Origin of the sequence: Promicromonospora sp. NPDC060204, assembly GCF_042728455.1 — a bacterium.
Classification (GTDB): Bacteria; Actinomycetota; Actinomycetes; order Actinomycetales; family Cellulomonadaceae; genus Promicromonospora.
Window position 1 is genome coordinate 1 of the sequence record NZ_JBHWZO010000019.1, and the last position, 23,351, is coordinate 23,351.

General features: G+C 72.1%; 27 protein-coding genes and 1 pseudogene. 15 read left to right on the plus strand and 13 right to left on the minus strand.

Annotated features, from left to right (window positions below):
* The first annotated feature begins 86 nt into the window (after window positions 1-86).
* Window positions 87-1,598, plus strand: coding sequence for an alpha-N-arabinofuranosidase (locus ACFWEJ_RS04360; protein ID WP_377227982.1), 1,512 nt, complete (start codon window positions 87-89; stop codon window positions 1,596-1,598).
* 90 nt (window positions 1,599-1,688) lie between these two features.
* Here the strand turns inward: ACFWEJ_RS04360 and ACFWEJ_RS04365 are convergent, their stop codons facing one another.
* Window positions 1,689-3,152: a non-reducing end alpha-L-arabinofuranosidase family hydrolase gene (locus ACFWEJ_RS04365; RefSeq protein WP_377227983.1), complete on the minus strand. Its 1,464-nt coding sequence runs from the start codon at window positions 3,150-3,152 to the stop codon at window positions 1,689-1,691.
* A 482-nt stretch (window positions 3,153-3,634) separates the two neighbouring features.
* On the opposite strand from ACFWEJ_RS04365, the gene ACFWEJ_RS04370 reads away from it, so the two are divergent.
* The 4 genes from ACFWEJ_RS04370 (at window position 3,635) to ACFWEJ_RS04385 (ending at window position 6,792) form a co-directional block, all read left to right on the plus strand.
* Entirely contained in the window at window positions 3,635-4,603 is a 969-nt protein-coding gene (locus ACFWEJ_RS04370; protein WP_377227984.1) for an arginase family protein, read from the plus strand.
* Between the two features lie 95 nt (window positions 4,604-4,698).
* On the plus strand, window positions 4,699-5,973 hold the full coding sequence (locus ACFWEJ_RS04375; protein WP_377227985.1) for an MFS transporter: 1,275 nt from the start codon (window positions 4,699-4,701) through the stop codon (window positions 5,971-5,973).
* Entirely contained in the window at window positions 5,957-6,478 is a 522-nt protein-coding gene (locus ACFWEJ_RS04380; RefSeq protein WP_377227986.1) for an SRPBCC domain-containing protein, read from the plus strand. The genes ACFWEJ_RS04375 and ACFWEJ_RS04380 overlap by 17 nt, the downstream gene beginning before the upstream one ends.
* Window positions 6,478-6,792, plus strand: a complete 315-nt coding sequence (locus ACFWEJ_RS04385; RefSeq protein WP_377227987.1) for a metalloregulator ArsR/SmtB family transcription factor — start codon at window positions 6,478-6,480, stop codon at window positions 6,790-6,792. The genes ACFWEJ_RS04380 and ACFWEJ_RS04385 overlap by 1 nt, the downstream gene beginning before the upstream one ends.
* Here the strand turns inward: ACFWEJ_RS04385 and ACFWEJ_RS04390 are convergent.
* The gene (locus ACFWEJ_RS04390; protein ID WP_377227988.1) at window positions 6,767-7,213 is read right to left on the minus strand and encodes a cupin domain-containing protein; all 447 of its coding nucleotides are present in this window, start codon (window positions 7,211-7,213) and stop codon (window positions 6,767-6,769) included. The two genes, ACFWEJ_RS04385 and ACFWEJ_RS04390, sit on opposite strands and share 26 nt — an antisense overlap.
* 75 nt (window positions 7,214-7,288) lie before the next feature.
* Here ACFWEJ_RS04390 and ACFWEJ_RS04395 point away from each other — a divergent pair, with 75 nt between their 5' ends.
* Window positions 7,289-7,513, plus strand: a complete 225-nt coding sequence (locus tag ACFWEJ_RS04395; protein ID WP_377227989.1) for a carboxymuconolactone decarboxylase family protein — start codon at window positions 7,289-7,291, stop codon at window positions 7,511-7,513.
* A 42-nt stretch (window positions 7,514-7,555) separates the two neighbouring features.
* Here ACFWEJ_RS04395 and ACFWEJ_RS04400 read toward each other — a convergent pair whose 3' ends face one another.
* From ACFWEJ_RS04400 to ACFWEJ_RS04410, 3 genes are all read right to left on the minus strand, one after another.
* Window positions 7,556-8,212, minus strand: a complete 657-nt coding sequence (locus ACFWEJ_RS04400; RefSeq protein ID WP_377227990.1) for a hypothetical protein — start codon at window positions 8,210-8,212, stop codon at window positions 7,556-7,558.
* 95 nt (window positions 8,213-8,307) lie between these two features.
* Window positions 8,308-9,504 (minus strand): glycoside hydrolase family 76 protein, encoded by a 1,197-nt coding sequence (locus tag ACFWEJ_RS04405; RefSeq protein WP_377227991.1) that lies wholly within the window; start codon window positions 9,502-9,504, stop codon window positions 8,308-8,310.
* A 206-nt stretch (window positions 9,505-9,710) separates the two neighbouring features.
* The gene (locus tag ACFWEJ_RS04410) at window positions 9,711-9,893 is read right to left on the minus strand and encodes a hypothetical protein (RefSeq protein ID WP_377227992.1); all 183 of its coding nucleotides are present in this window, start codon (window positions 9,891-9,893) and stop codon (window positions 9,711-9,713) included.
* 150 nt (window positions 9,894-10,043) lie between these two features.
* On the opposite strand from ACFWEJ_RS04410, the gene ACFWEJ_RS04415 reads away from it, so the two are divergent.
* On the plus strand, window positions 10,044-10,352 hold the full coding sequence (locus ACFWEJ_RS04415) for a hypothetical protein (RefSeq protein ID WP_377227993.1): 309 nt from the start codon (window positions 10,044-10,046) through the stop codon (window positions 10,350-10,352).
* A 559-nt stretch (window positions 10,353-10,911) separates the two neighbouring features.
* On the opposite strand, the gene ACFWEJ_RS04420 is transcribed toward ACFWEJ_RS04415, so the two are convergent.
* Complete coding sequence (locus tag ACFWEJ_RS04420; RefSeq protein WP_377227994.1) at window positions 10,912-11,142, minus strand: hypothetical protein; 231 nt, start codon at window positions 11,140-11,142, stop codon at window positions 10,912-10,914.
* Between the two features lie 18 nt (window positions 11,143-11,160).
* On the opposite strand from ACFWEJ_RS04420, the gene ACFWEJ_RS04425 reads away from it, so the two are divergent.
* Window positions 11,161-11,589, plus strand: coding sequence for a hypothetical protein (locus ACFWEJ_RS04425; RefSeq protein ID WP_377227995.1), 429 nt, complete (start codon window positions 11,161-11,163; stop codon window positions 11,587-11,589).
* 12 nt (window positions 11,590-11,601) lie between these two features.
* On the opposite strand, the gene ACFWEJ_RS04430 is transcribed toward ACFWEJ_RS04425, so the two are convergent.
* Window positions 11,602-11,901 (minus strand): hypothetical protein, encoded by a 300-nt coding sequence (locus ACFWEJ_RS04430; RefSeq protein ID WP_377227996.1) that lies wholly within the window; start codon window positions 11,899-11,901, stop codon window positions 11,602-11,604.
* 266 nt (window positions 11,902-12,167) lie between these two features.
* Entirely contained in the window at window positions 12,168-12,476 is a 309-nt protein-coding gene (locus tag ACFWEJ_RS04435; protein WP_377227997.1) for an EthD family reductase, read from the minus strand.
* Between the two features lie 124 nt (window positions 12,477-12,600).
* Between ACFWEJ_RS04435 and ACFWEJ_RS04440 the strand changes: the two genes are divergently transcribed.
* Complete coding sequence (locus tag ACFWEJ_RS04440; RefSeq protein WP_377227998.1) at window positions 12,601-14,001, plus strand: FAD-binding oxidoreductase; 1,401 nt, start codon at window positions 12,601-12,603, stop codon at window positions 13,999-14,001.
* A 185-nt stretch (window positions 14,002-14,186) separates the two neighbouring features.
* Complete coding sequence (locus ACFWEJ_RS04445) at window positions 14,187-15,017, plus strand: DUF899 domain-containing protein (protein WP_377227999.1); 831 nt, start codon at window positions 14,187-14,189, stop codon at window positions 15,015-15,017.
* Window positions 15,018-15,028: 11 nt separating this feature from the next.
* Here ACFWEJ_RS04445 and ACFWEJ_RS04450 read toward each other — a convergent pair whose 3' ends face one another.
* The 3 genes from ACFWEJ_RS04450 to ACFWEJ_RS04460 form a co-directional block, all read right to left on the minus strand.
* Window positions 15,029-15,109 carry a hypothetical protein gene (locus ACFWEJ_RS04450; RefSeq protein ID WP_377228028.1) on the minus strand — a complete coding sequence of 27 codons (81 nt, stop codon included), beginning with the start codon at window positions 15,107-15,109 and terminating at the stop codon, window positions 15,029-15,031.
* A 159-nt stretch (window positions 15,110-15,268) separates the two neighbouring features.
* Window positions 15,269-16,225 carry a TIGR03885 family FMN-dependent LLM class oxidoreductase gene (locus tag ACFWEJ_RS04455; protein WP_377228000.1) on the minus strand — a complete coding sequence of 319 codons (957 nt, stop codon included), beginning with the start codon at window positions 16,223-16,225 and terminating at the stop codon, window positions 15,269-15,271.
* Window positions 16,222-17,874 carry an alpha-amylase family protein gene (locus tag ACFWEJ_RS04460; protein ID WP_377228001.1) on the minus strand — a complete coding sequence of 551 codons (1,653 nt, stop codon included), beginning with the start codon at window positions 17,872-17,874 and terminating at the stop codon, window positions 16,222-16,224. Before ACFWEJ_RS04460 ends, ACFWEJ_RS04455 begins: the two co-directional genes overlap by 4 nt.
* Window positions 17,875-18,275: 401 nt before the next feature.
* On the opposite strand from ACFWEJ_RS04460, the gene ACFWEJ_RS04465 reads away from it, so the two are divergent.
* The 3 genes from ACFWEJ_RS04465 (at window position 18,276) to ACFWEJ_RS04475 (ending at window position 20,846) form a co-directional block, all read left to right on the plus strand.
* Window positions 18,276-19,193, plus strand: coding sequence for a hypothetical protein (locus ACFWEJ_RS04465; protein WP_377228002.1), 918 nt, complete (start codon window positions 18,276-18,278; stop codon window positions 19,191-19,193).
* Between the two features lie 134 nt (window positions 19,194-19,327).
* Window positions 19,328-19,936, plus strand: coding sequence for a pyridoxal 5'-phosphate synthase (locus ACFWEJ_RS04470; protein ID WP_377228003.1), 609 nt, complete (start codon window positions 19,328-19,330; stop codon window positions 19,934-19,936).
* A 37-nt stretch (window positions 19,937-19,973) separates the two neighbouring features.
* On the plus strand, window positions 19,974-20,846 hold the full coding sequence (locus ACFWEJ_RS04475; RefSeq protein WP_377228004.1) for an alpha/beta fold hydrolase: 873 nt from the start codon (window positions 19,974-19,976) through the stop codon (window positions 20,844-20,846).
* Between the two features lie 45 nt (window positions 20,847-20,891).
* On the opposite strand, the gene ACFWEJ_RS04480 is transcribed toward ACFWEJ_RS04475, so the two are convergent.
* Window positions 20,892-21,311 (minus strand): CBS domain-containing protein, encoded by a 420-nt coding sequence (locus ACFWEJ_RS04480; RefSeq protein ID WP_377228005.1) that lies wholly within the window; start codon window positions 21,309-21,311, stop codon window positions 20,892-20,894.
* 199 nt (window positions 21,312-21,510) lie between these two features.
* Here ACFWEJ_RS04480 and ACFWEJ_RS04485 point away from each other — a divergent pair, with 199 nt between their 5' ends.
* Together ACFWEJ_RS04485 and ACFWEJ_RS04490 are read left to right on the plus strand one after the other, a co-directional pair.
* Window positions 21,511-21,633 carry a hypothetical protein gene (locus ACFWEJ_RS04485; RefSeq protein ID WP_377228006.1) on the plus strand — a complete coding sequence of 41 codons (123 nt, stop codon included), beginning with the start codon at window positions 21,511-21,513 and terminating at the stop codon, window positions 21,631-21,633.
* Window positions 21,634-21,635: 2 nt separating this feature from the next.
* Window positions 21,636-22,313 carry a DUF6766 family protein gene (locus ACFWEJ_RS04490; RefSeq protein ID WP_377228007.1) on the plus strand — a complete coding sequence of 226 codons (678 nt, stop codon included), beginning with the start codon at window positions 21,636-21,638 and terminating at the stop codon, window positions 22,311-22,313.
* A gap of 74 nt (window positions 22,314-22,387) precedes the next feature.
* Here ACFWEJ_RS04490 and ACFWEJ_RS04495 read toward each other — a convergent pair.
* Window positions 22,388-23,351: pseudogene (locus ACFWEJ_RS04495) on the minus strand (TIGR03557 family F420-dependent LLM class oxidoreductase).

Consider the following 23,351-nt stretch of genomic DNA (forward strand, 5'->3'; position numbering starts at 1 on the left):
GCCGGCCACGCGGCCGGCCCCACCGCGGCCGCCCCGCCTGCGCGACGCATGCCTCTACGCACCAACCATCGAGGAGTACATCACTCATGCTGTCCGCATCCGTCACCATCGACCCGGCGTTCGTCGTCGGACCGGTACGCCCCCGTACGTTCGGCTCGTTCGTCGAGCACCTCGGCCGCAGCGTCTACACGGGCCTCCACGAGCCCGGCCACCCGACGGCGGACGCCGACGGCTTCCGGGGCGACGTCGTCGAGCTCACGCGGGAGCTGGGCGTCTCGACGGTGCGCTACCCCGGCGGCAACTTCGTCTCGGGCTACCGCTGGGAGGACGGGATCGGGCCGGTCGAGCAGCGGCCGCGCCGCCTGGACCTCGCCTGGCACTCGACCGACCCCAACCTCGTGGGCGTCGACGAGTTCATGCGGTGGTGCGCCCGGACCGGCGTCGAGCCGATGATGGCCGTCAACCTCGGGACGCGCGGCGTCCAGGAGGCTCTCGACCTGCTGGAGTACTGCAACGTGCCGGGCGGCACCACCTGGAGCGACCTGCGCCGGGCCAACGGCGCCGAGGACCCGTACCGGATCAAGATGTGGTGCCTGGGCAACGAGATGGACGGCCCGTGGCAGATCGGCCACAAGACGGCGCAGGAGTACGGGCGCCTCGCGGCCGAGACCGCGCGGGCCATGCGCATGGTCGACCCCGACCTGGAGCTCGTGGCGTGCGGCTCGTCGGGCTCGCAGATGCCCACGTTCGGCGAGTGGGAGCACACGGTGCTCACCGAGGCGTACGAGCACGTCGACCACATCTCGGCGCACGCCTACTACTGGGAGGAGGACGGCGACCTCGCCTCCTTCCTGGCCTCCGCGGTGAACATGGACCACTTCGTCGACTCCGTCGCCGCCACCGCCGACGCCGTGCGCGCGGCGGGCAAGCACACCAAGCACATCCACGTCTCGTTCGACGAGTGGAACGTCTGGTACCAGAAGCGCGCGGAGTCGCGCCCGCCGTCGGGCGACGACTGGCCCGTGGCCCCGGTGCTGCTGGAGGACCGCTACAACGTGGCCGACGCCGTGGTGGTCGGCAACCTGCTCATCTCGCTGCTGCGGCACACCGACCGGGTCCACGCCGCATCGCTGGCGCAGCTCGTCAACGTCATCGCGCCGATCATGACCGAGCCGGGCGGCCGGTCCTGGCGGCAGACGACGTTCCACCCCTTCGCCCTGACCGCACGGCACGCCGCCGGCGAGGTGCTGCGCCTCGCGGTGGACGCCCCGGTGCAGGAGACGGCGAAGTTCGGCCCGGTCCCGGTGCTCGACGCGGTCGCCACCCACTACACGGAGACCGGGGGCGTCGTCGTGCTCGCGGTGAACCGCTCGCTCACCGACGACGTGGCGCTCGACGTGGACCTGCGTGGCTTCCCGGGGCTCCGGGTGGTGGAGGCGCTCACGCTGTCCAACCCCGACCACACGTGGTCGGCCACGGCCGACGACGCCACGTCGGTGCTGCCGCGCGCGAACACCACCGCCAAGGTCGCCGACGACCGCGCGCACGTCGACCTGCCGCCCGTCTCCTGGTCGATGCTCCGGCTCGAACGGGCCTGACTCGATCGGGTCTGATCAGGGGCACGCCGACGGCGCGCCCTCTCGTCCGTGCTCACGCCAGCGAGAGGGCGCGCCGTCCGCCCCTGGGGCCTAGCGCTGGAGCGTGAGCAACCCCGGCCGGTACGGGAGCAGGCCGTAGTCCCCGCCGGAGCTGGGCGAACGGCCCTGGTACAGGAGCTGCAGGTTGCACGGGTCGACCGTCATGGTCTGGTCCGCCGTGGTCCGGAGCAGCTCACCGTGGCTGATGTCGTTGGTCCAGGTGGCACCGCTGTTGGCCTTGCCGGCGAACGGGTTGCTCTCCGTCGCCGCCTGCGGGGTCCACGACCCGGAGAGGCTGTTCGCCGTGAACGAGCGGAAGAACCGCCCGTTGGCACCGATCGCCTCGACGATCATCAGGTACTTGTTCTGGTCCTGGAGCTTGTAGACCTGCGGAGCCTCGAACAGGTTGTTCGTGGTGTCGCTCATGATGGTCTGGTAGGAGCTGCCGAAGCTGCCCGGGAAGCTGCCGATCGGCATGCTGGCCCGGTAGATCTTCCCGTTGTCCCCGGCGAAGAACAGGTACATGTTCGTGCCGTCGCCGATGATCGTCTGGTCGATGGGACCGGTGCCGGAGCCGGAGATCGATCCGGTGAACAGCGGGCTCGCTGCCGACCAGCCGTTCGGGTTCGTCGGGTCGCTGGAGGTCCGGTACATGAACGGGGACGGACCCCACTGGTAGGTGAGCACCCAGATGTTCCGCGGGGCGAAGTAGAACAGCGACGGGGCCACCGTGGCGGACGACATCGTGTTCTGCGCGGCCCCGGCCATGCCCGACCAGCTGCTGAAGAGACTGAAGTTCATCGAACCCCACGACGTGCCCGTGTCGTGCGTCGTCGCATAGACGAGCTGCTGACCGTTGTAGGGCGCCACGGTGAAGTCCTTGAGCGAGACCCACCCGGACTTCGGCGTGGCCAGGACGCCGGTGGAGGTCCAGCGGTAGGTCGACGGCAGGTCGCAGGTCGACGTCGTGCTGCTCACGAGCGAGGCGTCGTCGATGTAGAGACTGTCCGTGCCCGCCGCCGTCTCCACGTAGAACGACGCGGACGACAGCGTCCCGGACCAGGACACCGTCGCCGTGCCGGTCAGCTGCGTCCAGCCCGAGGAGCTGACCGCGCCCTGGGCGAGGTTGACGTAGCTCGTCGTGCCGCCCGCGGTCACGGCCAGCGTGACCCGGCCGGTCGGCGTCCCGCTCTGGGAGCGCACCCACACGCTCGCCGTGTAGCTGGTGTTGTTGGTGAGCGTGGACGTCACGGTCTGGGCCGGGCCGTTCCACGCCGCGGTGCGACCGGTCCGCAGGAGCGACCGGCTTCCGCCGTGGACCGGGCTCGTGCTGGACGTCACCGTCCCGGCGCCGAAGGCCGACCAGCCGGTCGTACCGTTCTCCAGGTCGCCGTTCGTCAGCAGGTTGCTGCTCGCCGCGGCCGCCGGTGGGACCTCGGCGGGGCCTGCGACTGCCGGGACCAGCACCAGGGCCGCTGCCAGCCCGAGCGCGAGACGTGCGATGGACTTCCTCATCCTTCGCTCCTTTGCCTGTCGGGGCGCGGCCGCCGTCGGCCGCGCCTGGGCATCACGTGCTGCCGCTGCCGACGGTGCGGTCGGCACCGTGGCTCCGGAGGAACCTGCTGCGCGGGCCAGGACGTGTGAGCGCTAACATCGTTGTTGCGAGAAGGCACGCGCGGGCAGCGGCAGATTTATCGATACAGTAGCGGGTGCCGGGCGCGCCGTACAGGCCTCCCACCAGGAGGCCCCGCTCGACAGCGGCCCCGAGCGCCCCGCGCTCGCGGTCCCGGGCGGCAGCTCCACCACCGCCTGCAGGCCCGCCGCCATGCCCGTCACCCGGACGCCCGGCGCCGCGCGGCCAGGCAGTGACTAGCTGCTCGCGCCGACGGCGGGAGCGAACCCGCATCGCCCGTACGCCGGACCGGCCGGAACGTCGTCGGGCGCCCGGGACCCGTCCCGGGTGCGCCGCGGCTGTCAGGACGACCAGGATGGGCGCCATGAGCGAACCTGCCGGTGCGGCAAACGCGACGACGAGCGACCGGGCGCGACGACTCGCCGTGCTCGACGCGCCCTCCAACCTGGGCCTGAGGCCTCCGAGCTCCGGCGTCGTGCCGGGCACGTACAAGGCGCCGGGTGCGTTGCGGGACCACCGGCTCCTGGACCGGCTCGGGGCGTGGGACGCCGGTTGCGTCACCCCGCCCCGGTACGACCGGCAGGGCTGGCGACCGGGCGACGGCGTGGCGCACGCGCCGCAGATCGCGGCGTACTCCCGGCGCCTCGCCGACCGCATCACCGCCCTGCTCGACGCCGGCCGGTTCCCGCTGGTGCTCGGCGGCGACTGCAGCATCCTGCTCGGGACGGGGCTGGCGCTGCGCCGGCGCGGCCGGTTCGGCCTCGCCTTCCTGGACGGGCACTCGGACTTCAGGCACCCCGGCAACTCCGCGGTGGTGGGCGCCGCCGCCGGCGAGGACCTCGCCCTGGTCACCGGTCGGGGCGCGACGGAGGTGACCGACCTGGACGGCCTGCGCCCCTACGTGCGGGACGACGACGTCGCGGTGCTCGGTATCCGCGACGACGACGAGTACTCCGCCGAGCTCGCGGGGACCGCCGTCCTCGTCCGGCACGTCGCCGAGCTCCGCACGGCCGGAGCCGCCGCGTCGGCCCGCGCCGCGCTGGACCGTCTGGAGCGGACCGAGCTGGACGGGTTCTGGGTGCACGTCGACGCCGACGTGCTCGACCCCGGGATCATGCCCGCGGTCGACAGTCCCGACCCTGGAGGGCTCGGGCTCGACGAGCTGGCGCTGGTGCTTCGAGCCCTGTGCGCCTCCCCGCGCTGCGTCGGCCTGCAGCTCACGGTGTTCGACCCCGACCTCGACCCCGACGGCCGGCTCGCCGCAGAGCTGGTCGACCTCCTGACCGGCGTCCTCGCGCCGACGGCGGGCGGCGGTGAGGAGGCGTCGTCGTGATGGCGGCGCGATCTCGCCAACCTGCAACCAACAGGTTGCAGGACCAGGTCCGGTTGTGCAACCATCAGGTTGCACTCAACCGACCGGAGGACATCATGGAAGCGATCGGCAAGCCTCGCGGCGGGACCCCCGCGGTCCTCGTCCTGTTCTTTGTCGGGGCGTTCGCGATGGGCAGCGCGGAGCTGCTCGTCATGGGAATGCTCGACCTGATCTCGGCCGACCTGGCCGTCTCGATCCCCGTGGCCGGCGCGCTGGTGACCGCCTTCGCGTTGGGCATGGCGTTCGGCGGCCCGTTGCTCGCGCTCCTGACGGCACACCTGGACCGCCGAGCGGTGCTCGTCGGTGCCGTGGCAGCGTTCGCGCTGCTCAACCTGATGCCGGTACTGGTGGCGGACCACACGTTGTTCCTCGTCGCGCGCGCCGGGGTCGGGGCGACAGAGGGCTTGTTCGTCGCCGCGGCTCTGACCGCGCTGGACGGCGTCGTGCCGCGCGATCGTGCCGGCCGTGCGATGGGCGTGGTGATCACCGGTTTCGCTGCCGCGAGCGCCGTGGGCATGCCGCTCGCGTCGCTGCTCGGGCGGGAGCTCGGGTGGCGCGTGTCGTTCGTGGGCCTGGCGGTCATCGGTGTCGGGGTCGTGCTCGCCGCCCTGCTGGTGCTGCCTCCGGTCCCGGTGGCGAGCGCGAGCCGGACGGCCGGCGCCCAGCTGCGCCATGCGTTCGCGCCGCGGGTGCTTGCCGTGCTGGCGCTGTGCTGCCTGGTCTTCGCGGGCGTCCAGTCGGCCCTGACGTACCTGGTGCCGTACCTGGGCGAGGTCACGGGTGTCACCGGTCCGCTGGTGGTGGGGGTGCTGTTCGCGTTCGGGGTGGCGACGACGGTGGGCTCCGCGGTCGGGTCCCGCTTCGCCGACGCGCACGCCGTGCGCGCCCTGCGATATGGGACGATCGGCCTGATGATCTCGCTGCTGGTCATGTTCTTCTTCGGTGGGCAGGTCACGGTCGCCGTGCTGGCCATCGTCGGCGTGGGACTGTTCGCCATGGGGATGGCGCCCGCCATGCAGAGCCGGGTGATGAGCCTGGCCGGGCCCGGAGCGGCCCTCGCGGCCTCGCTGCCGGCGTCCGCGAGCAATGCCGGGGACGCCGTCGGGGCTCTGCTCGGGGGCGCCGCGATCGGGCAGGCGGGTCTCGCGGCCGCCGTCCTCGCCGGAGCCGTGGTGGCGGCGACCGCGGTGGTCGTGGCCGTCGCCACGGGCCGGCTCCGCCCGCAGGCGCCTGCCGCGGAGGCCGCCCCGCAGACGGCGGAGCCGCGGAGGGTCGAGCTGGGCGCCGGGACACCCACCGAGGCGCTCGCCGCGCGTGGCCAGGCCGACTGAGCCGACCGAGCTGACCGAGGAAGGGACGAACGAGATGACCGACAACCCGCTGTCCGTCGCCGAGCAGGACACGTTCACCGTGCGCCGGACGATCCGGATCGCCGCTGCGGTGGAGAAGGTGTGGATCGCCGTCACCGAGCCGGAGCACATCTCCCGCTGGTTCGGGCGGACGGTGCTCGTCGGCGACGGCGTCGGCGCCCACGGCACCGTCGCGTGGCCGGACGAACCCGCCATCCCGATCCGTGTCGAGGAGGTGGACCCGCCGCGGACCATCTCCTACCGCTGGTGCAACGACGAGGCTGCCGAGGCCGTCCCGAGCGAGGTCGACCCCGCACACTCGACCGTCTTCACCTTCACCCTCGAGCCGGTGCCCGGCGGCACGCAGCTCACCGTCGTCGAGACGGGTTTCGAGACGACGGTCGACCCCGCCGGCAACCTGGAGAGCCACCGCCTCGGCTGGGACGAGCTGCTGGACCAGCTGGTCGTGGCGATGGAGGTGCTGTGATGAAGGAGGCGCTGGTCCCGATGTGCGCTGCGCTGGGTGACGAGAACCGCTGGAACATCCTGACCCTGCTGGGGCAGGCGCCGGCGTCCGCCTCGGCGCTGGCCGCCGCGTTGCCGATCAGCCGCCAGGCGATCACCAAGCACCTCGGGATACTCCAGCGGGTCGGGCTGGTCGAGCAGGTCCCCGCCGGGCGAGAGGTGCAGTACCGGGTGCTGGGCGCGGAGCTCAGCGCCACCGCCCGGCGCCTGGATGCGATCGGCGCCTCCTGGGAGCGGCGCCTCGGGGACATCAGGGCGATCGCGGAGGACCTGTGACGGCGGTCTGGAGCCGGCCGTACGCCTCGTCGGTGACCGGTTCCAGCCATTCGTTGCGCACGTCTGCGCCGGGCGTGATGAGAGCGAGGTGGGAGAACCATGAGTCCTGCTTCGCCCCGTGCCAGTGCTTCGTCCCCGCCGGGACATGGATCACCGACCCGGGCTCCATGCTCACGGGGTCGTCGCCCTCGGCCTGGTACCAGCCGCTGCCGGCCGTGCACAGCAGGATCTGGTCGCCACCACCGTCGCTGCCGTGATGGATGTGCCAGTTGTTGCGGCATCCCGGTTCGAAGCTCACGTTGCTGACGGGGACGCTGCCCGGCGCGAGCGGGGCCAGATAGCTCTGGCCGACGAAGTACTGCGCGTAGGCGTCGTTCTTCTCCCCGAGCGGGAAGATCTGGTCGAACTCGCTGTCAGACATGGTCGTCTCCTTCTGTTCCGGTGATCCAACGTACGGCGGGGCGACGCCGCGAGGGATCCTCTGTCGGTACACCCCTTGACGGGGACTCCCACGTGCCGCAGCCTCGTCACGGTCGCGGCCCTGACCGCGCTGGGCAAGACCGACCAGCTCCAGTTCCACCTCGGCTACGCGCGCCGGAACGGCGTCACCGATGACGAGCTGAAGGAGGCCCTGCTGCAGCTCGCGTTCTACACCGGCTGGCCCAACGGCATGGGCGCGATGGCCGTGCTGAAGGGAATCGTCGAGGCCGAGCAGTCCTGACGGCCCGCGTCCCCCGTGGCGTTCGAACGGGCCGCTCGGCGCTCAGCCGATGCTGTCGGCGGCAGCTCGCAGCGCGGCGAGCTCGTCCGGGTCGGACATGCGGGCGAGCGCGGCGATGTCGCAGATGTAGCGCCGGCGCTCGGCGGGGATCGCCTCGGCGAGGCGCGCCGGGTCCTCCCGCAGGACCCGGTAGATCTCCAGGCCTGCCGCGTAGAACAGGTCGACGAGCTTCGGCTCGCCGACGGCGTTGCGCAGCACGTTGCCGGGGTTGTGGTCCAGCCCGCCCCAGAACGGGACGGACCGGGCGGCCTCGGCGTCGAGCTGCTCCGCCTTCCTGCGCACGGTGGTGATCGGGTCGTCCGGCGCGGCGGCGCTCCAGCGGTCGACGACGGCTTCCGCCTCGGCCCGCTGGACCGGCATCAGGAACTCCATCACGGTGATGCGGCCCCCGCCCGCCAGGGGCGCGTCGACCTCGATGCGCGGCAGCAGCGGATGCCCCTCCAGGGAGCGGCACAGCTCGACGAAGACCCCGTAGGCCGGCTCGAACGGGCTGACCCGGGCGACGAGCGCGCCGTCGGGCGACCGCCAGACAGTGGCCCAGTCCCCGAGGCCGCACACGTTCCAGCCGCCGGCAAGGAGGCGGCCGGCGGCCTCGCGGTGCGGCAGGCCGCGCAGGGTGTCGACGTCGAAGGAACTCACGCCCGGCAGCCTAGGAGGGGGTCGCCCTGCGTTCCCAGGGAAAACTCGCAGGACGACCCCTCGACCGCTCCTCGGTGCCGACTGTCTCGGCGGGCTCAGTACAGGATGGACGCCTGCTTGCGGGGCCAGGCCAGCGTGGCGTAGATCTGGACCATCGCCGCCTGCTCCAGCAGCTCCGTGTGCTCGTCGCCGGCGTTGAACAGCCCGGTCGCGGGCGCGCGCTCGGTGCGCCACTGGTGGTCGGCGTAGTCCGCCATGGCGTCGCGGTACTTCGTGCCGCCGGTCACCGACTCCAACAGGAGGAGGTTCTTGAACCAGATGGAGTTGAAGAACATCGGCTGGTCGGCCAGCCGCCCCTCGGTGACGTAGTAGCGGTAGGACGCCGCCGCGATCGCCTTCGCCTTCTTCAGGTAGCGCTGGTCGCCCGTCGCCTCGAACAGCAGGGTGTAGGTGCCCAGGGGGACGCCCTGGTTGTACGACCACTGCGTACGGTCGATCGTCCCGTCAAGCTTGATGTTGTCCCAGTAGAGGCCGTTCGGCGCGAGCAGGTGCTCGTCGGTCCACCCCACCATCCGCTTCGCCCAGTCGAGGTAGTCGCGCTCCCCCGTGATCAGGTACAGGCGGGTGGCGAGCTGCGCGCCGGGCATGGTGGAGACGGTGTTGCGGTCGGTGCTCCAGGTGGCCTGGGTCCAGAAGACGCCGCCGGGCGCCGGGTGCGACGGATCGGTGTCCCACCCGGAGACCACGAGCTCGAAGATCTCCTCGGCACGTCCGAGCGCCGCCTCGTCGCCGGTGGCCAGGTACTGCTGCACCTTGGCGAGCGCGACCCACTCGTTGTCGTCGTAGAACATGTCGCCGCCACCGCCGTACGGGGCGCGCGGGTACGAGTCGTAGCCGGGCAGCCCGGTGGTGCCGCCGTCGGCGTTCCAGAAGTGCTCCTGCCCGCGGGCGACGTCGGTGAGGTCGTCCTCGAACGACCGCCCTAGTGCCCCGGGCAGGCCGGTGAGGTCGAGCGTCGCGACGTGCGCCTGGGAGTGCGGCCACTCGAACGAGTACGTGCGGTCGTCGGCCCCGCTCGGGTACCGCTCGCGGTAGAGGCCGGAACCGTCGCTCGCCGCCATGTGCTCCTGCATCGCGTCGTACGACGCGACCGCCCGCCGCACCTGCGTGCGCTGCGACACGGCGGGGGCGCCGCCCTGGTCCGCGCCGCCCTGCTCCGCGTCGGCGGGGGCCGCCGTCCCCACCACGCAGGCCAGCGCGGCAACCGTGGCGGCAACTCTGGTGAACTTCATCGTTCGCTCCTTCGTTCGGTGGTGGTCCGAGCGGTCCGGCACCGGCCCGACGGCGGCCTATGTCAGCGCTGTCATCCTGGCGGGCGGCGAGCTCGGCATCATCTGCGACTGCTTGGGTGGTGGGGTGGCCGGACCCAGCCTCGCGAGGTCTCCTTTGACTCGGACAGGTCCTGAACGCCTGGCGGCCAGGCTAGGGGTTACGGACCTCACGGGTCAACGACGTCGGCCCCGGCCTGGCAGGCAAGACACAGCAGCGTCGACTCGACGACCCCGCGACCCCGGAAGCGCTGACCCAGCTCGACGGCGACCTCGTCGCACTCCGGACACATCCACGGGCCGTTTGCGCCCTCGTGCACCGAGCTCATGATGTCCTGCCATCCGCTGCTCACGGCGAGGACTCTATCCGGGCTCGCGGTGAGCGGAGGCCGCGACGACCTGCCTCGCGCAGGCCACCGGCAACCTGAAGGCTCGGAGGTCGGGCCATAGGATCGACCAGGTGGCCGTCAGACCACCTCAGGTGCACGACAGGAGACAGCACGATGACCATGGACGCCCGGTACGAAGCTCTCAGGACCGCCCTCGAACAGGACCCCGACCTCGACGTCACCGTGCGCGAGGGAGCACTCCTGGTCCGTCAGACGCCGTTCGCCTTCCTCGCGGGCAGCTCGCTCGCCGTCCGCCTGCCCGCCGTCCGCGCGGACGATCTGATCAAGCGCGGCATCGCGGAGCTCCTCCGGCACGACCCCGGCGCCGACTGGGTGACGATCTCGGACCCCGAGGACTGGTCCGAGCTCGCCGCCGAGGCCCACGAGCTCGCCAGCGGCCACCAGCCCGGCAACAGGTCGTGACCCAGGCCGGGTGACCGGCCACAGGGATCAGAGGCTACGCGCCCGCGAGCGCCACTTCCTCCACCATTTCACCCACCCCGGACGCTACTCAGGCCCCACGACCCACGTAGGCTCCCGGCAGGGCAGAGGCCCGGGCGATGCCCGGGTCGGGACCCGCGCGTGGGGTCTGGGCCCACGCTCGGGCAGGAGCTGGGACCGCCGACCTGGGGAGCTTGGGGGTCCCGGCTCCTTGGGTTCGTCGACCGGAGCCAGGGTCTGCGCGGGGCCTCGCGCTTGGCCGCTCTCGCCCGACACCGTCCCGGTCGGTCGGCTTCGGGCGGCCTGCCGCGATCGCACCACAGCAGCCACCTACTCACACGTTCGCCTCACACGTTGTCTCCACCTGACAGGGCATCGTTGGCCGGTGCTCTCCGCCATGCCTACCCCCCAGCAACTCGACACCCTGCAGATCCGTACACCAGGTCCGATCTTTCTGACGCGCGTCGTCGCGACATTCCTCCTCGCGGTGCTGCTCTTCGGACCAGCCACGGCCCCGATCGCACACGCCCTCTCCGCACCCTCAACCGGTGTCGCCGGCGGAGCAGGTGAGGATCCCGGCCAGGGTCACCGCCGCGACGGCGACGGCGATCGTGACCGTGACCGTGACCGCCACGACCGTGGTGGCCGCGACCGCACCGACCGCGCCGACCGCAGCAGCAACCGACCGACGGTGCAGCGCCTGCCCACCGGGCTCACCGCGAAGACCGTCGACGGCATACCGGTGTCCCTGGACCGGAGCCAGCTGCGCCACGCCGCCACCATCATCTCCGTGGGTTCGCGCACCAAGGGCGTCGGGCGTGACGGGATCATCGTCGCGCTCATGGCCGCGCTGACCGAGTCACACCTGCAGATGCTGGCCAACCCCGGTGCCTACCCGGCCTCGGTCAAGCATCCCCACGACGGGGTCGGCCAGGACTTCGACAGCCTCGGACTGTTCCAGATGCGTCCTGCGTCCGGCTGGGGAAGCGTCAAGCAGCTCATGCGACCGAAGTACCAGGCCGCCGCTTTCTTCGGTGGCCCGGGCGGCCCGAACGACGGTTCGCCGCGCGGCCTGCTCGACATCGACGGGTGGAAGGACCTGCACCCGGGAGAAGCCGCCCAGGCCGTCGAGGTCTCGGCCTACCCCGACCGCTACGCCCAGTACAAGCCCGTCGCACACGCCGTCCTCGAGCGGCTCACGCCTGCTCGCGACAGGTAGCCGACCTGGGCGTCATGCGCGGGTCGTCGCGCGAACGTCGGCCTGCGGTGACGCCACGGAACGAAGGAGCTGCATCACCCGCTCCGCGGGCACCTCGCACGGCTTGAGCACGGCGCCGTCCGCGGTGAACCAGATGTTCGCGCCGAGCCCTTCGGCGCCACCGAGGCGTTCCGCCTCGAAGGAGACGACCTTGCCTCCGGCACGCGTCGTACGCGTCACGCCCCACGTCTGCCCGGCTACCCGCGCACGCGACCAGCCCTCGGGTATCGCCCCGATCAGCACGTCCAGCTCTTCGTCACGCGACTCGCCCATGTGCTCACCCCTCTCGCAGCGTGGTCGCCCCGGAACCCGAGGCGCATCCGCCTCAACCTCGCCGCGCAGGCGGCTTGTTCCCCACGGCGACGCCGGTCCGGTCCACGGCGTCCTCGGGACGCGGTCGCACGTCATCAGCTGGCGGCGAGCGGGCGGTCCAGCACGCGCGCCGGACCGCCCGCTCACGTTCACAGCCGCTGTCCCAGTCCGATCGACCTCAGCCCGCGACGCGGTATGTCTCGTCGGTTCACTCGCGCGGGGCGCTTCTAGCTGATCTCGACGTCGAGGAAGAGGCCGGTGATCTTGCCGCCGGTCGCCTCGATCACGGCGCCGAAGAACGCACCGCCCTCGGGCGACGCCGTGGCCGCCGAGGCCTCGTCGTAGCCGTCGAAGTACAGGTCGAGCGTGCGGAAGGCCGGCGTCGGCGTGCCGTCCTCCTTGGGCCATACCCGGCTCGACTCCAGACGCCGCAGACCCGGGAGGGCCCGCGCCTTGTCGAGCACGTCCGGCAGGGCGGTCTCGAAGGCGTCGGGGGTGTCGAGGTTGTCGATGATGATCTCGACCTTGGTAGCCATGATGTTTCCTCTCTCGTGGCGAGTTCTGCGTCGAGCCGGGTGCCCGTGACGGAACAGCCCTCGCCACACCATGTAGACTGACTAGTCACTCTACTACGTCGACCTCGGCAGGGAAGTGGGACTCATGTCACGTCCGGAGAATCAGCAGCGCAGCCGTCTCGTCGAGATCCTGCGGCGAACCGTCCGCTCGGGCTCGGTGGTCAGCGACGGTCCGGAGTACGACGCAGCTCGGCGTATCTGGAACGGCGCAGCGACGGCGCGGCCCGGCGTCGTCGTCCGGTGCGCCGACCCGGCTGACGCCCGCGCCGCCATCCTGGCTGCCCGCGAGACCGGGACTCTCCTGTCGGTACGCGGTGGCGGTCACGACTGGGCAGGCCGCGCCCTCAGCGACGGCGGCCTGACCATCGACGTCTCCGGACTGCGCGGGGTGACCGTGGACGCCGGGGCGAGGGTGGCAACCATCTCGGCGGGAACGACCGCCGCCGACCTTGCCGCCGCAGCGCAGCCCTTCGGCCTGGCCCCCGTGACCGGCACCGCCGGCTCCGTGGGCATGGTCGGGCTGACGCTCGGCGGTGGCTACGGGCCTCTCGGCGGCCGGTTCGGGCTCGCGCTGGACAACCTGCTCTCGGCCGACGTGGTCCTCGCCGACGGCTCCGTGGTCACCGCGGACGACGAGCACGAACCCGACCTCTTCTGGGCACTGCGCGGCGGCGGCGGCAACTTCGGCCTGGTCACCTCGATGCGCGTGCGCCTCCACGACCTGCCCACGCTGCTGTCCGGTCTGCTCGTGTTCCCGTGGGCGCAGGCCGGGACCGTGCTGACCGGGCTGTCGGACGTCCTTGCCGAGAGCCCTGAGGAGCTGACCGTCCAGTTCGGCGTGCTGGCCGGTGCCGCTGGCGAGCCCGTGCTCTTCGCCTCCCCCACCTGGAGCGGCGACGACGTTCGCACAGGAGAGCGCGCACTCGCGCGGCTCGACACCCTCGGCACCCCGCTCGTCTCCCAGGTCGCCGCTACCACGCTGCCTGACATGCTCGCCGCGATCGACGCGCAGTTCCCCGCCGGCCGACACGTCGAGATCCGCACCCGTTCGGTGCCGTCCCTCACCTCAGGCGTCCGCGACGCGCTGATCCACGCCGGATCGACTCTGACGTCGTCCACGTCCGCCGTGTCCGTGCACAGCCTGCACGGCGCCGCACAGCGGGTGCCCGTGACGGAGACCGCGTTCGGCAGCCGCGACCCCCATCTGATGCTCGAGGTCATCGCCCAGTGGGAGCCCGACGACATCCGGGCGGCGGACCACCGCGCCTGGGCGCACGAGGTGACCAGCGCCCTGGAGCCCGAGGCCCTGCCGGGCGGGTACCCCAACCTGCTCGGGCCGACCGAGACGGCCCAGATCGCGCACGCGTACGGGCCGAACACCGAACGGCTGCTCGCGGTCAAGCGTCGTCTCGACCCGGAGAACGTCTTCCGCGCCATCGCCCTGCCCGTGTCGCCCACGCCGCTCATGTCCGGGCAGGACCGCTGAGCACGGCGGCGGAGTGCGCCCGACGCCTCCGGGCCGGGCACGCTTCGGGCTGCCCCGAAACACATCGCGGCCGCCCCGGCACCACTCCTACCGTGTGAGAACCGATCACCGAGCGAGGAGATCGAGCTGGTCGACGGACGCCGGGCTACCGTCGACCAGGACCGAACAACGGTGAGGAGCCTGCGATGGAGCGGACCGAGCTGCCGGCCGTGGTGTCGCCCGAGGACTGGCTCGTGGCGCGCAAGGAGCTGCTGGCCAAGGAGAAGGAGCTGACCCGCCTGCAGGACCGGTTGGCGGCGGACCGCCGCCGGCTCCCGATGGTGCACGTGGACAAGGACTACCGGTTCGAGGGCCCGGACGGCACCGTCTCCCTGCTGGACCTGTTCGACGGGCGCCCGCAGCTGGTGATGCACCACTTCATGTGGATGTGGGACCGCGACGCCGACGGCGTCGAGCACTTCCAGGACCGCGGCTGCACCAGCTGCGCCTCGGCCGCGGACATGATCCCCGGACACCTGCGCCAGCTGCACGCGCGGAACACGACGCTGGTCGCGGTCTCGCGCGCGCCCTACGAGAAGCTCACCGCCTACGCGGACGACATGGGCTGGACGTTCCCCTGGTTCTCGTCCCTGGGCAGCGACTTCAACTACGACTTCTACGCGACCATGGACCCGGCCGTCGCGCCCGTCATGGTCGAGTACCGGAACGAGGCCGAGCTCGCCGAGGTCGGGCTGCCCTGGGGCGAGGACTGGCGCACGCCCGGCGACGCGCCTGGCATCAGCGCCTTTCTCCGCGACGGCGACGACGTCTTCCACACCTACTCGACCTACGGCCGCGGCATCCAGGAGTTCCACTACGGCATCCCCTGGCTCGATCTCACGGCCCTGGGCCGCCAGGAGGCATGGGAAGAACCCCACGGTCGCGCCGTCCCGCTCGGGCGCCAGGTCGGCGGCCCGGGCCTGCGCCACCCGGACGAGTACGACGATGCGTCCGCGGCACCGCACCAGCACCACTGACGACCCGACGGTCAGCCCAACCGCTCCAGCAGGCGCACGGTGACGGTGTCGCCGGCCTCCTTGCCGATCTCGCGGCGGAGCCCGGCGGCCACGGGGAGAGCTCACCCTGGCGGCACCCCTGAACCGGCTCACCCTGACCGGCGGCGCGGCGCGCTACCCGGCCGAGGAGCTGGACGGCATCGCCCATGAGGCGGTCGTCACGTTCCTGGCCCGCTACGGCACCGGCGAGGAAGCGTCCGCCTAGGCGCCGTTCAGCGCAACGCAGGAAGGACGTGCTCACCGAACGCGTCGATGAACGCGTCCTGACGTCGTCCGACATGGTGCAGGTAGAGGCGGTCGGCACCGGCGTCGCGCAGCTCCGCGAGTCGACCGGTGAGCTCGCCGAGGTCCGCGGAGACCAGGACGGCGCGGCGCACCTCGTCGATGCCGACGTCGCGGCCGAGCGCGTCGAACGCGGCGGTCGTGGGGGTGTCCGCGGCGACCTGCGGCGGGACCGTGATCGTCCGCCACTGGTCGAGGGCCACCTCCTCCGCCTCCTCCGGCGTCGGCGCCCACGAGAGATGCACCTGGACGGCGACGTCGCCCGCGCCGCCGGCGTCGCGGTACGCCCCGATGACACGCCGGAGCCGCTCCACCGGCTGGTTCACGGTGATCAGGCCGTCCGCCCACGCCGCGTGCCGGCCCGCCGTCTCGGGTGTCAGGGCGGGAAGCACCAGCGCGGGCGCGACGTCCGGCAGCGTCCACAGCCGCGCCTGGCGTGCGACGACGCGGCCGACGTGATCGACCTCCTCGCCGCGCAGCAGCGCCCGGATCACCTCGACGCACTCGGCGAGCCGGGCATCGCGCTCGGCCTTCGGCGGCCACGGCTCCCCCGTCACGTGCTCGTTGAGGTACTCGCCCGAGCCGAGGGCCACCCAGAACCGCCCGGGGAACATCGCGCCGAGGGTGGCGATGCCCTGCGCCACGATCACGGGGTGGTAGCGCTGACCCGGGGCGCACACCGTGCCGAAGGACAGCCCGGTCGTGGCGAGCGCGGCGCCGAGCCAGGACCACGAGAGCCCGGACTCGCCCTGCCGCTCGCTCCACGGCGCGAGATGGTCGGAGCACATCCCGGCCTCGAAGCCGGCGTCCTGCGCCAGCCGGGCCACGCGCAGCCCCTCGGACGGGTGCAGCTGCTCGTGCGAGACGTGGAAGCCGACGACCGTCATGAGGCCTCCTCGCTCCCGGCCGCCGAGCTGCCGACCGCGTCGCCGTCGATCGTGCGGCGCAGCCACCGGTACCCGTACCCGGCGACCGGGATGCGGCCGTCGGCCTCCACGGCGGCGTAGTCCTGGTCGACGTGCACGTCGACGTAGCGTGCCTGCCCCGCCTCGAGGACCGCGACCTCCCCGGCAGGCAGGTGGGCCACCACCTCCTCGTCCGCGAGGTTGGCCACCAGGAGCACGCTGGACTCCTCGACCTGGTACCGCAGCGCCAGCACGGACGGCACGCCCAGGTCCCACGGTTCCGGGCGGACCCGGCCGAGCTCGCTCAGTCCCAGCCGGGCGCGCACCAGGGCGCCGACCCGGTGCAGCAGGGAGCCGTCGCGCACGCTCTGCTCGTCCACGCTCACGTGCTCGGGGCCGTAGGGTCCGGTGACCACCGGCGCCTGGAACCGGTCCGTCGCGGCGTTCGAGAAGCCCGCCGACGGCGTCGTGGACCACTGCATCGGCGTCCGGACGGCCTCGCGTTCCGGCCGATCGAGGTCGTCGCCCATACCGATCTCGTCGCCGTAGCGCAGCACCGGCGGCCCGGGCAAGGAGAGCGTCACCGCGTGCGCCAGCGCGATGCGGCGGGGGTCGCCGTCGAGCATGGGACCCAGGCGGCGCCGGATGCCGCGGCCGTAGACCCGCATCGAGTCGTCGGGAGCGAAGGTGTCCAGCACCTCCGTGCGCTCGTCCTCCGAGAGCCGGACGAGGTTCAGCTCGTCGTTGTTGCGCAGCCAGTGCGCGTAGGTGGCCCCGTCCGGGGCCGCGGGCTGGTTGCGCAGCGCCCGCTCCAGCGGCTCGGCCTGCCCGCGCGCCAGGGCGAGGAAGAGGTGGTTGTTCAGCCAGAAGTCGAGCAGCATCGTCATGCCCTGCCCGTCGGCCCCGAAGTAGTGGGCGTACTCGTCGGGCGCGACGTCGACCTCACCGAGCAGCACCGCCCCGGTGCGCTGCCCGGACACGGCGGCCCGCAGGTCTCCCACGAGCCACTGCCCGTCCGTGTCGGGCCGGGCCGCGCGGGCGCGCTCGAGCATCATCGGGACGGCGTCCACGCGGAAGCCCGAGACCCCCATGCGCAGCCAGAACGCCACGATGCGGTACAGCTCTTCGCGCACGCGCGGGTTGTCGAGCGCGAGGTCCGGCTCGTGCGAGTAGAACGCGTGCCGGTAGAACTGCTGCGCCTCGTCGTCCCACGTCCACGTCCTGGGCTCGACGTCGGGGAACATCGGCTGGATGTCGTTGTTCGGCTCGTCGGCCCAGAGGTAGTAGTCGCGGTACGGCGAGCTCCGGTCCCGCCGCGCCTCCTGGAACCACGGGTGCTGGTCGGACGTGTGCTGCGTGATCAGCTCGACGAGCACGTGCAGGCCCAGATCCTCGGCGGCCTCGAGCAGGTGGGCCATGTCGGCCAGGTCTCCCAGACGGGGGTCGATCGCGAGATGGTCGCTGACGTCGTAGCCCCCGTCCCGGAAGGGCGAGGTGTAGAACGGCAGCATCCACACGCACGTGGCGCCGAGCCCGCGCAGGTAGTGCAACCGCTCGGCGATGCCGCGCAGGTCGCCCCAGCCGTCGTCGTTCGAGTCGGCGAAGAGCCGAGGATCGAGCTGGTAGATCACAGCGTCGGAATACCAGGAGGAGCGCACCGCGGACCTCACCTCATCTCGTGCTCGGCTGCACGGCCGGTGCTGGACCGTGCGCCACTTCTGGCACCGTGCCACGAAGTGGGGCGACTCGCACATTCCGCCTCGAGGGTGCCGGTCGGGACGGCTGCCTGTGCCGACACGACCGCGGGAAGCCGAACGGGTCGATGGTCGGCGTCGTCGCTGCGTCGTCCTGCCGGTAGCCTTGCCGCGGGTCAAGCAGACGGCCAGCCTCCGATCTTCATCCCTCCTCGCACCCGGTACGCGCAGCGCACCCGGCCCCGGAGGGCGAGGCACCATGGTTCGCGCACCATGCTCCGTCTGTCGGCCCTTGCCGAGCACCCGGGAGACGCGCGACGTCGACCGGAGGAACATCGATGACGACGACGAACGATGCTCGACAGCGGGACGAACAGCCGGCCGCCGCGCTCACCACCGACGGGCTCACGCCCGCGCCGCTCGCGGGTACGACGCCGGGCAGCGAGTCGCTGACCGGAGCGCCCCTGCCGGCGACGACACCGACCACGACCCGGCCGGACCTGGACGACGGCTCGGCCCCTGACGTCACGGCCGAGCTGGAGCTGGCCGTAGAGCTCGCCGACGAGCTTGCCACGACCCTGGAACGCAACAGCACGCTCGAACCCGGGCACCGGGACACCGACCGCGCTGCGGGAGCGAGCCGGACGGCACCCGTACGGATACCGGTCGACGCAGGCGAGGTGCTGGCCAGGTTCGGCGTGGACGGATGGGCCGAGTACAACCAGATCGACGAGCGGATCCGGGCGCTGCAGGAGACCCTCGGGCCCCAGCACCCGCGGACGCGGGCGTCGATGGCCGACCGGGACGCCGTGGACGCGCTGTCCCAGCAGGACGAGAAGACCTACCAGGACGCTCTGGTGGCCGCCCTGGAGCAGGTCGCGGCCGAACGCGGCATCGACATCGAGGTGCTGTCGGAACGCATGGCGCCGGCCCGGTCGGCCGACGCCCAGGAGGCCGAGTCGCCCGCGACCCGCCTGCTCGCCGCAGCAGTCCGCCGGGCGGTCCTGCCCCAGCTCGGCCGCGCACCCGGCGACCTGGCCGAGACGGAGATCGCGGAAGCAGTCAGGCAGGCGGGACGGACGTACCTGGAGCGGATCAGGACCCACGAACGTCCGGTGCCCGTCGTCAGCCACGACCGGCTGGAGGCCCAGCTACGGACCGAGCTCCAGGCCGACGAGCTCATGCCCGACGAGCCCGTGCGTCCGGCCGACGCGCCCGCTACGGACGGCGTCGTCCGCGCGGACCACCCTCGGTAGCGACCGGCCTTCCCCTCGACGGGCGCGACCGTTCCGCATCTCGGGTTTTCCTCGCGCGCACGCCGGGATACGGTCCGCTGGAGCCGCACCGCGTACCGGTGCGCTGTTCGACGGAGGAGCGAGCTGGAGGAACTGTGTCATCGAAGCGGCAGGACCGGCCCGTCCAGGACGACGGGCCCCTCCCTGACGACCCGTTCGTCCTGCTCGGGCACTGGGCGCCCGCGGACGACGACCCGGACCGGCCCCTGGCCACCCTGGCGACGGTCGACGCCGACAGCCTGCCCGACGCCCGCACGGTGCTCCTGACCGGCGTCAGCCCCGATTCCGTGGCGTTCCACACCGATGCCCGCAGCAGGAAGGTGGGTCAGCTGCGAGCGCACCCCCGCGCCGCGCTCGTGGTCCGCTGGGACGAGCAGGCACGGCAGGTCGTGCTGCGCGGGGCGGTGTCGGAGATCTCTGCGGAGGAGAGCCGGACGGCGTACGCGCGCCAGTCGCGGTACCTGCAGCTGCTCGCCTGGCTCAACACCCCGGAGCTCGCCGGCCTGGCCCGGTCCGAACGGGAGCGCCGCTGGGCCGACTTCGACGCGACCCGTCCCGTGCTGGACCCTCCGCCGAACTGGACCGGGTATGCGCTGCGGCCGGTCGACGTCCTGTTCTGGGAGGGATCCGAGGAGGGGCCGAGCCATCGCGTCCGCTATCGCCGGCTGGCGCACGGGTGGACCAGAGAGGCACTCCCCGGCTGACCTGAGCGCTCGTCGGCCGCGACACACCGGAGGGCACGTGTTCGAGAACTTCACGACCAGGCAGGTCGACACCGAGGAGGCGTCGATCTTCGTCCGGCACGCCGGATCGGGCCCGCCGGTCCTCCTGCTGCACGGCCATCCGCGGACGTCCGCGACCTGGCACCGCGTGGCCCCACGGCTCGTCGACGCGGGGTTCACCGTGGTGTGCCCCGACCTTCGCGGGTACGGCCGCTCACGGGGTCCCGAGCCGAGCCCCGACCACTCCGCCCACTCGAAGCGAGCGGTCGCCCGGGACATGGTCGCGGTCATGCGGCAGCTCGGCCACGAGCACTTCTGCCTGGCGGGCCACGACCGCGGGAGCTATGTCGCGCTGCGGCTCACCCTCGACCACCCGGAGGCGGTCGAGCGGCTGGCGCTGATCGACTGCCTGCCGATCAGCGAGCACCTGCGCCGCGTGGACGCGGACTTCGCCACCCGGTGGTGGCACTGGTTCTTCTTCGCCCAGCCGGACATCCCGGAGCGTGTGATCAACGCCAACCCCGTCGGGTGGTACGGGCCCAAGGCGGACGCCGCCACCATGGGCGCCGAGAACCACGCCGAGCTCATGGCCGCCGTCCGGCATCCGGAGGTGGTGCGCGCGATGCTGGAGGACTACCGGGCCGGCCTCTCGGTCGACCGCGCGCACGAGGAGGCGGACCAGGCCGCCCACCGGCGGGTCGCCGCGCCGCTACGCGTCCTGTGGTCGCTCCAGGACGACCTGGAGGACCTGTACGGCGACCCGCTCGCGATCTGGCGTGCCTGGGCGGACGACCTGGACGGGTTCGGCATACCCTCCGGCCATCACGTCGCGGAGGAGAACCCGGAAGCCCTGGCCGCGGCCCTCGTGGACCACTTCCGCCCCGGGAGCTGATCGCGCGACGCGGGTGCCGGGCGGACCCACCACGACGGTCGTGGGTCAGCGGTTGGGTTGCGCGCGGGAGATGTCCGCGAGCGCGGAGTCCGGGTCACGCTCTACGGCAAGATCACCGATCGAGACGATCCCCGCGAGGACGCTGCCGTCCAGGACGGGCGCCCGGCGGACGGCGGCGGCGCGCATGACCTCGACCACGGTCTCGACCGGATCGGTGACCCCGACGGTGATGACCTTGTCGCTCGTGACCTCCTGGACGGTGGCGTCGGCGTCCAGGCCCGCGGCCAGGCCGCGCACGACGAGGTCCCGGTCGGTGACGAGGCCGACGGCGGTGGGTCCGGCACGGACGACCAGCACCCCGACGTCGTGCTCGGCCATCGACCGGGCGGCCGCCCGGAGTGTCTCGGTCCCGTCGACGGTGATCGGAGCGGGGGTCATGACGTCGGCAACGGTTTGCTTGGCCATCAGGGCGCCTCCTTGAAGGGGAGCTGCCGGCGGTCTTCTTCACCGGCCTCCTCACTGTGTCCGGGTCGTGGGCCACTCGCACATCGCCGACCGGGCGACGTGGACAGTCCGACACGGACCTGCGCGCCAGCGGCCGGCGCGCCAGTCACCAGCGCCAGGAGCATCATGAGGCTGTCGGCGACATGCGGAAGGGGCGGGGATGAGTGGCGGTCAGAGATCCGATGGGAACGGCCGGGCCGGCGCGGCGACGTTCTGGATGCTGCTCGGCATCATCGCCGTCGGTCTCGCCGTGATGATCGTCATTCCGCTGACGGGGCGCTGAGCATGCGCCGGTTCGTTCGGGACAACGGGCTCAGCCTCGCGTTCATCGCGATCTTCCTGGTCACGCTCGTGGGACAGTCGTTCGCGGGTCACGCCGCCGAGGTGGAGGAGCTGGCTCAGCACGGCCGACCGCCCGTCGGCTACCTCGACTTCGTCACCTCCTCGGCCTTCCTTGTGGACGTGGCCGAGAACTGGCAGTCGGAGTTCCTCCAGTTCTTCATGTTCATCTTCGCGACGATCTGGCTGGTCCAGCGCGGCTCTCCCGAGTCCAAGAAACCCGGTGACGAGGGGGTCGGCACCGACGAGGAACAGCTCGTCGGCGAGCACGCCCGGCCCGACTCCCCGGCCTGGTCGCGCGCCCGCGGCATCCGGCTCTGGCTCTACGCGAACTCGCTCCTGCTGGTGATGGGCACGATCTTCCTGCTGTCGTGGTTGGCCCAGTCGCTCGGCGGTCACGTCGTGGCCAACGAGGAGGCCGCCGAGCACGGCGAGCCCGCGCTGACCTGGCTCCAGTACGTGGCCTCGCCCGACTTCTGGAACCGCACGCTGCAGAACTGGCAGTCCGAGTTCCTTGCCGTCGCGGCGATGGTGACGTTCGCGGTCTTCTTGCGGCAGCGCGGGTCGAGCGAGTCCAAGCCGGTGGGCACCCCGCACCACACCACCAGCGTCGAGGCCGAGTAGCAGATCGAGCAGCCGCTCGAGGTGGACGCCGGTCCGGACCCTCCGCACCGGCGGCCTGACCTGTCCCGGAGGGCCTAGAGCCTCCGGGCCCGCTCCAGCAGCGGTCGCGCTGCCTCAGCGAGGAACCGGTCCTGGTGGTGGTCGCCGACCTGCACGAAGGCGAGGTCGGTGAACCCCGCGTCCAGGAACGGCCGGGCGCTCTCGGCCAGCCGGTCCAGGTCGGGCCCGCACGCGATCGACGACGCCACGTCGTCCGGCCGGACGAACTGCGAGGCAGCCGCGAACCCGGCCGGCGTCGGCAGGTCGGCGTTCACCGCCCAGCCACCGCCGAACCAGCGGAACTCGTCGTGCGCCCGCTCGACCGCGGCATCCTCGTCGGGGTCCCAGCACACCGGCACCTGCCCGAACACCCGCGTGGCTCCCGGGTGCCGGTCGGTCCAGCCGCTCACCACGTCGGCGTCGGGCACCGTCTGGACCAGGTGGTCCGCGAGCGGGGCGAACCGCTCCACCCCGCGCTCCCCCGAGACTGCCACCCCGATCTGGACGCCGGCGTCCGGGACGTCCCAGAGGCGCCCCGAGTCGATACGGAAGTGCTGCCCCTCCCAGGTGACGAGCTCGCCGGTCAGCAGCTCCCGGATGATGTGGACCGCCTCCTCGAGGAGGTCGTGCCGCACGGCGATGCCGGGCCAGCCCTCGCCGATCACGTGCTCGTTGAGGTTCTCGCCCGCCCCGAGGCCGAGAGTGAAGCGCCCGTCTGCCAGGAGCTGGAGCGTCGCCGCCTGCTGGGCGACGACCGCCGGGTGGTACCGCATGATCGGGCAGGTCACGAAGCTCATCAGCTCGACCGTGCTCGTGGCCTGGGCCACCGCGCCGAGGAGCACCCACGCGTTCGGCGCGTGCCCCTGCTCCGTCAGCCACGGCGAGAAGTGGTCGCTGGAGACCTCGAAGTCGAACCCGGGCCTCCTCGGCCGCCACCGCGTACCGGACCAGCTCGCGTGGCCCGCTCTGCTCGGTCATCAGGGTGTATCCGAAGCGCAT

Bases quoted from the DNA above. Each gene is read 5' to 3' on its own strand.
- ACFWEJ_RS04360 (WP_377227982.1), top strand. From the start codon at position 87: ATGCTGTCCGCATCCGTCACCATCGACCCGGCGTTCGTCGTCGGACCG.
- ACFWEJ_RS04480 (WP_377228005.1), bottom strand. From the start codon at position 21,311: ATGGCCAAGCAAACCGTTGCCGACGTCATGACCCCCGCTCCGATCACC.
- ACFWEJ_RS04445 (WP_377227999.1), top strand. From the start codon at position 14,187: ATGGAGCGGACCGAGCTGCCGGCCGTGGTGTCGCCCGAGGACTGGCTC.
- ACFWEJ_RS04370 (WP_377227984.1), top strand. From the start codon at position 3,635: ATGAGCGAACCTGCCGGTGCGGCAAACGCGACGACGAGCGACCGGGCG.
- ACFWEJ_RS04365 (WP_377227983.1), bottom strand. From the start codon at position 3,152: ATGAGGAAGTCCATCGCACGTCTCGCGCTCGGGCTGGCAGCGGCCCTG.
- ACFWEJ_RS04385 (WP_377227987.1), top strand. From the start codon at position 6,478: ATGAAGGAGGCGCTGGTCCCGATGTGCGCTGCGCTGGGTGACGAGAAC.
- ACFWEJ_RS04375 (WP_377227985.1), top strand. From the start codon at position 4,699: ATGGAAGCGATCGGCAAGCCTCGCGGCGGGACCCCCGCGGTCCTCGTC.
- ACFWEJ_RS04390 (WP_377227988.1), bottom strand. From the start codon at position 7,213: ATGTCTGACAGCGAGTTCGACCAGATCTTCCCGCTCGGGGAGAAGAAC.
- ACFWEJ_RS04465 (WP_377228002.1), top strand. From the start codon at position 18,276: ATGACGACGACGAACGATGCTCGACAGCGGGACGAACAGCCGGCCGCC.
- ACFWEJ_RS04405 (WP_377227991.1), bottom strand. From the start codon at position 9,504: ATGAAGTTCACCAGAGTTGCCGCCACGGTTGCCGCGCTGGCCTGCGTG.
- ACFWEJ_RS04440 (WP_377227998.1), top strand. From the start codon at position 12,601: ATGTCACGTCCGGAGAATCAGCAGCGCAGCCGTCTCGTCGAGATCCTG.
- ACFWEJ_RS04415 (WP_377227993.1), top strand. From the start codon at position 10,044: ATGACCATGGACGCCCGGTACGAAGCTCTCAGGACCGCCCTCGAACAG.
- ACFWEJ_RS04490 (WP_377228007.1), top strand. From the start codon at position 21,636: ATGCGCCGGTTCGTTCGGGACAACGGGCTCAGCCTCGCGTTCATCGCG.
- ACFWEJ_RS04435 (WP_377227997.1), bottom strand. From the start codon at position 12,476: ATGGCTACCAAGGTCGAGATCATCATCGACAACCTCGACACCCCCGAC.
- ACFWEJ_RS04430 (WP_377227996.1), bottom strand. From the start codon at position 11,901: ATGGGCGAGTCGCGTGACGAAGAGCTGGACGTGCTGATCGGGGCGATA.
- ACFWEJ_RS04485 (WP_377228006.1), top strand. From the start codon at position 21,511: ATGAGTGGCGGTCAGAGATCCGATGGGAACGGCCGGGCCGGCGCGGCG.
- ACFWEJ_RS04455 (WP_377228000.1), bottom strand. From the start codon at position 16,225: ATGACGGTCGTCGGCTTCCACGTCTCGCACGAGCAGCTGCACCCGTCC.